Source organism: Natrinema soli (assembly GCF_028618695.1).
This window is the reverse complement of record NZ_JAQIVI010000663.1, coordinates 1-3,536: the sequence shown is the minus strand read 5'-3', so window position 1 is coordinate 3,536 and position 3,536 is coordinate 1. Positions and strand designations below refer to the sequence as shown.

At 66.0% G+C, this 3,536-nt stretch carries 6 protein-coding genes; 4 read left to right on the top strand and 2 right to left on the bottom strand.

The annotated features are described in order from the left end of the window. Positions 1 to 802 (top strand): DUF7551 domain-containing protein (locus PGX04_RS29550; RefSeq protein ID WP_273741756.1); only part of this gene is annotated, 802 nt, incomplete at its 5' end. Then, positions 799 to 1,617 (top strand): ABC transporter C-terminal domain-containing protein, encoded by an 819-nt coding sequence (locus PGX04_RS29545; protein ID WP_273741755.1) that lies wholly within the window; start codon positions 799 to 801, stop codon positions 1,615 to 1,617. The genes PGX04_RS29550 and PGX04_RS29545, both read left to right, overlap by 4 nt. Before the next feature lie 42 nt (positions 1,618 to 1,659). Here PGX04_RS29545 and PGX04_RS29540 read toward each other — a convergent pair whose 3' ends face one another. After that, positions 1,660 to 2,061, bottom strand: a complete 402-nt coding sequence (locus PGX04_RS29540) for a hypothetical protein (RefSeq protein WP_273741754.1) — start codon at positions 2,059 to 2,061, stop codon at positions 1,660 to 1,662. Between the two features lie 265 nt (positions 2,062 to 2,326). Here PGX04_RS29540 and PGX04_RS29535 point away from each other — a divergent pair, with 265 nt between their 5' ends. Together PGX04_RS29535 and PGX04_RS29530 are read left to right on the top strand one after the other, a co-directional pair. Beyond that, positions 2,327 to 2,698: a DUF5783 family protein gene (locus PGX04_RS29535; RefSeq protein WP_273741753.1), complete on the top strand. Its 372-nt coding sequence runs from the start codon at positions 2,327 to 2,329 to the stop codon at positions 2,696 to 2,698. Between the two features lie 82 nt (positions 2,699 to 2,780). Beyond that, positions 2,781 to 3,143, top strand: a complete 363-nt coding sequence (locus PGX04_RS29530) for a NifU family protein (RefSeq protein WP_273741752.1) — start codon at positions 2,781 to 2,783, stop codon at positions 3,141 to 3,143. Positions 3,144 to 3,290: 147 nt separating this feature from the next. On the opposite strand, the gene PGX04_RS29525 is transcribed toward PGX04_RS29530, so the two are convergent. After that, on the bottom strand, positions 3,291 to 3,536 hold a 246-nt coding region (locus PGX04_RS29525; protein WP_273741751.1), incomplete at its 5' end, for a ketopantoate reductase family protein.

Here is a 3,536-nt window from a genome sequence, read left to right as displayed (position 1 = left end):
GACCCGCCCGGACGCGGCGGACGCCGCGCAGGCGACCGAACAGTATCGCGCCGCGCTCAGGCGGTACGATCCGCGACTCCCGTGTTACGATCCGATCGTCTGTCAGGCTCGAGCGGCGGATGCGGACGCGGATTCCACCGCGAACGGTGATCGACGGCAATCGAACCGACGAGTCGCGAACACGGGGGCACAGTCGCCGAGTGGTCGAGCGAAGCGAGGCCGGGACGATTCCCCGCTGATCAGCTTCTGTCACGACGTCTCCGGTGCCGTCTTCGAGGCCCTCTCGGCCCGCGACCACGACGACGCCGAGCGCGCGATCATGGAGACGTATCTGGCCGCAGCCGAAGCGACGACCGACCGGAACACGCTCTGTCTGGTGTTGCTCGAGACGATGGCGTCGGAGCTCGAGTGTCACCTCGACGCGGTCGAACGAATGCGGGTACTGCAGACGGCAGCGGCGAACCTCTCGCCGGTCGACCCGGCGGACGATCCGGTCGCGACGAGCCTCGAGTTCCTGGACTCGCTGTCGCTGATCCGGGCGTACGGCGTCACGCGCGACTCGAGCGACGCGACCGACGGCGACACCTGGACCGTCTCCCTTCGGGGATACGCCGTCGAGTGCGGCGAGCGGCGGTTTCCGACGCTGCCGATCGGGATCGACATCCTGCGTCGGATGGCAACGCCGACCGCCGAACTCGGCGTGACGGACGTCACCGTACTCGGCGACGGCGACTGGCGGTTCGTCCTGACGAACGACGAGGAGGCGACGGGTGGACTCGTCTGTACGCGAGGTGACCCGTGACGGGATCGACGGCCGTCCACCGGGCGCTCGAGTGCGTCGACGAGGAGCAGGAGGCAATCCGCGACCGCGGGGCGGCATTCGAAACGTTCGCACAGCGCGTTCGAGCGGTTCCGGCGAAACACCCCGGATCGACCCGGCTTCAGCGGACGGTTACGGAGATGTCGACGACGGCGACGCAGGCGACCCCACCGCAGGGATCGCAGGGATCGATCCCATCGACGTCGGCCGGTCGCTGTGTCACCATCAGTCGGACGTTCGCCGAGACGGTTCGACCCCACAGTGTCGCCGACTGCGACGCCGACGAATCGCTCGTCGAGACGATTGCGGCGGAGTTGACCGAAGACGTCGCCGTCGCACTCGTGGCGGAAAGCGGCTGGACGCCGACGCTCAAGTCCGCCGTCCTCGAGGCGGTTTCGACCAGACGGCGCGAGGTCGAATCGCTACAGGGACTCCTCCAGCGCGAGCGCTCCGCGCTCGAGACGGCGATCGAGGAGATCGACGAAATCGTCGACTGGCTGCGGGCGACGGCCGATGAATCGCTCCTGCAGTGTGACTTCGACGCGTTGCAGGCGAAACACGAGCGGCTCGAGGCGTACCGGGACCGACTCGAGGCGCGCATCGAACGGCGGCAAGCGCAGTTTACCGAGTCGACCAATCGCTACGGTCCGGGCGGAACCCGATACCGATCGGTAGTCACTTCGGTGTATTCGGATCTCTCCGTTCGGTATCCGCTGCTGTCGACCGGGATACGACTGTACGGCATCTGTGGTGGCTGTCAGCGGGCGGTTCGCTCGCAGCTGACGCGGCGGATCTAGCCGACAGCTGACGCGGCGAGTCCAGACGCCAGCGGTGGGTCGTCAGAGCGACGGCGGTGACGACCGAGAGAGGCCGTTCGGAATGAGATCGGCGAGGGAAACGCGCTCGAGCACCTGTCCGACTGCGACCGGGTCGTCGGCCGCCGAGACGGTCTCGTGGATGCTGCGCATGCACTCGAGCAGACCGTCGACGGCGGCTCGGCGGGTCGAGACGCGACCGATCGACCGGCAAATAGTGCGATCCGTGAGGAAGTACCGGTAGCGAAGCTCCCAGCACCGACAGAGACCGAGTCCCGGATGGGATCGGTCAGCGAGGGTGCAATCCGCGATCAGTTCGATCGGTGGCCGGCTGTGCCGGTAGACGAACTGATCGTCACAGAGCTCCGCCAGTCCCCACCTCGGTGGCAACGCCTCGGGAGGAATGGGGTCCTGGTCAGTGACCATGTTCTCGGTGTCGCCGAGAACGGGGGTGTCCGTTCCGCCTGCGAGCGCTTGCCTCTATGTAGGATGCCCCTACAGTGTCAGTGGCCTGGTATACGAACCAGTTACCGGGTTCCGACGGGCAAATTGTGACCAGAATCGGTCCCGAGACGTCCGGCTACCCGAGGACCCAGCGGACAGTGAGACGGAAACGTCCCCCAGCATCGACGGATCGGCCTCGACGGGAACGATCGTCCGACTTTTGTCGCCGCTCGACCTCGGTTCAGGTATGGCCGACTTCGATCCCGAGAAGTTCGAGGACAAGTACGCCAACTACTTCCCCGAACTCCAGCAGGCGTACAAGAACGCGTTCAACCGGATGAACGATCGCTACGACTCCCAGCTCGTCCACGCGATCGACCAGCAGGTGTTGAACGAGAGCGAACCGTTCTACGAGGGTCGCGCGGAGCAACGCTCCGCGGACGATTCGAGCGGGCAGAGCCCGCGAGAACACGACGGTGAGTTCCGTATCGAACTCCCCGACGATCCCCACGGGCGACTCTCCGACGTACTCGTCGACGAGGAGCGCTTCGAGACGGTGCTCGAGGAGTACGTCGAGGAGATCGAAACCGAACTGCAGCGCGTCTTCGGCTTCGCCTGAGCGGACGGAGAACCGTCGCCGATGCCGGCAGCCGAACATGAAGGACGGAAGGTTTAGGGGGGCTGATACCCAAGGGGTTTCCATGAGCACCGAGACCCAGAACGACGGGGACGACCTCGAGGACCGCGTGACGAACTTCCTGCGACGGAACTTCCCGCAGATCCAGATGCACGGCGGCAGCGCAGCGATTCAGGACATCGATCGCGAGAGCGGCGAGGTCAGCATCGCCCTCGGTGGCGCCTGCAGCGGCTGCGGAATCTCGCCGATGACGATTCAGGCGATCAAGAGCCGGATGGTCAAGGAGATTCCCGAGATCGAGAAAGTCAACGCCTCCACCGGTATGGACGGCGGCGAGGAAGAGATGGGCGGCATGAGTCCGTCCTTCCCCGGCGAAACCGTCGACGACGACGGTGAGGTCGACGAAGGGCCGGAAGCGCCGTTCTGAGCCGGTCGTCCGCGCGGATTCGAACTGGTATTTTGCTATTTTCGACGCGAGAGCTACCGGACGGTCTCGGAACCGCGGTCGATGGTTCGTTCGCACGCCGGTCGACGCCGAGGTCCGCGGCGGTCGGCACGCACGACCGATGACGGCTCACCGAAGATCGCACCCGCGTTCCCACGTTCGAACCAGCGTCGTGAGCGTCCGGTTCGTCGGCACCTCGAGTCCGGCCTGCGCAGCGCGGTCGACGACGTAGCCGTTGATCGCATCGATTTCGGTGCGCCGCTCGCTCAGGGTATCCTGGCGCATCGAAGACGTGTTCGCGGCCGTCGCCTCGGCGACGTCCACCATCGCGGCCAGCGCCTCGCGGTTCGAGAGCGAGACGTCGCAGGCGCGAGC

Excerpts from the sequence above, each read along its gene's own strand:
- PGX04_RS29540 (WP_273741754.1), bottom strand. The coding sequence starts at position 2,061 with ATGGTCACTGACCAGGACCCCATTCCTCCCGAGGCGTTGCCACCGAGG.
- PGX04_RS29535 (WP_273741753.1), top strand. The coding sequence starts at position 2,327 with ATGGCCGACTTCGATCCCGAGAAGTTCGAGGACAAGTACGCCAACTAC.
- PGX04_RS29530 (WP_273741752.1), top strand. The coding sequence starts at position 2,781 with ATGAGCACCGAGACCCAGAACGACGGGGACGACCTCGAGGACCGCGTG.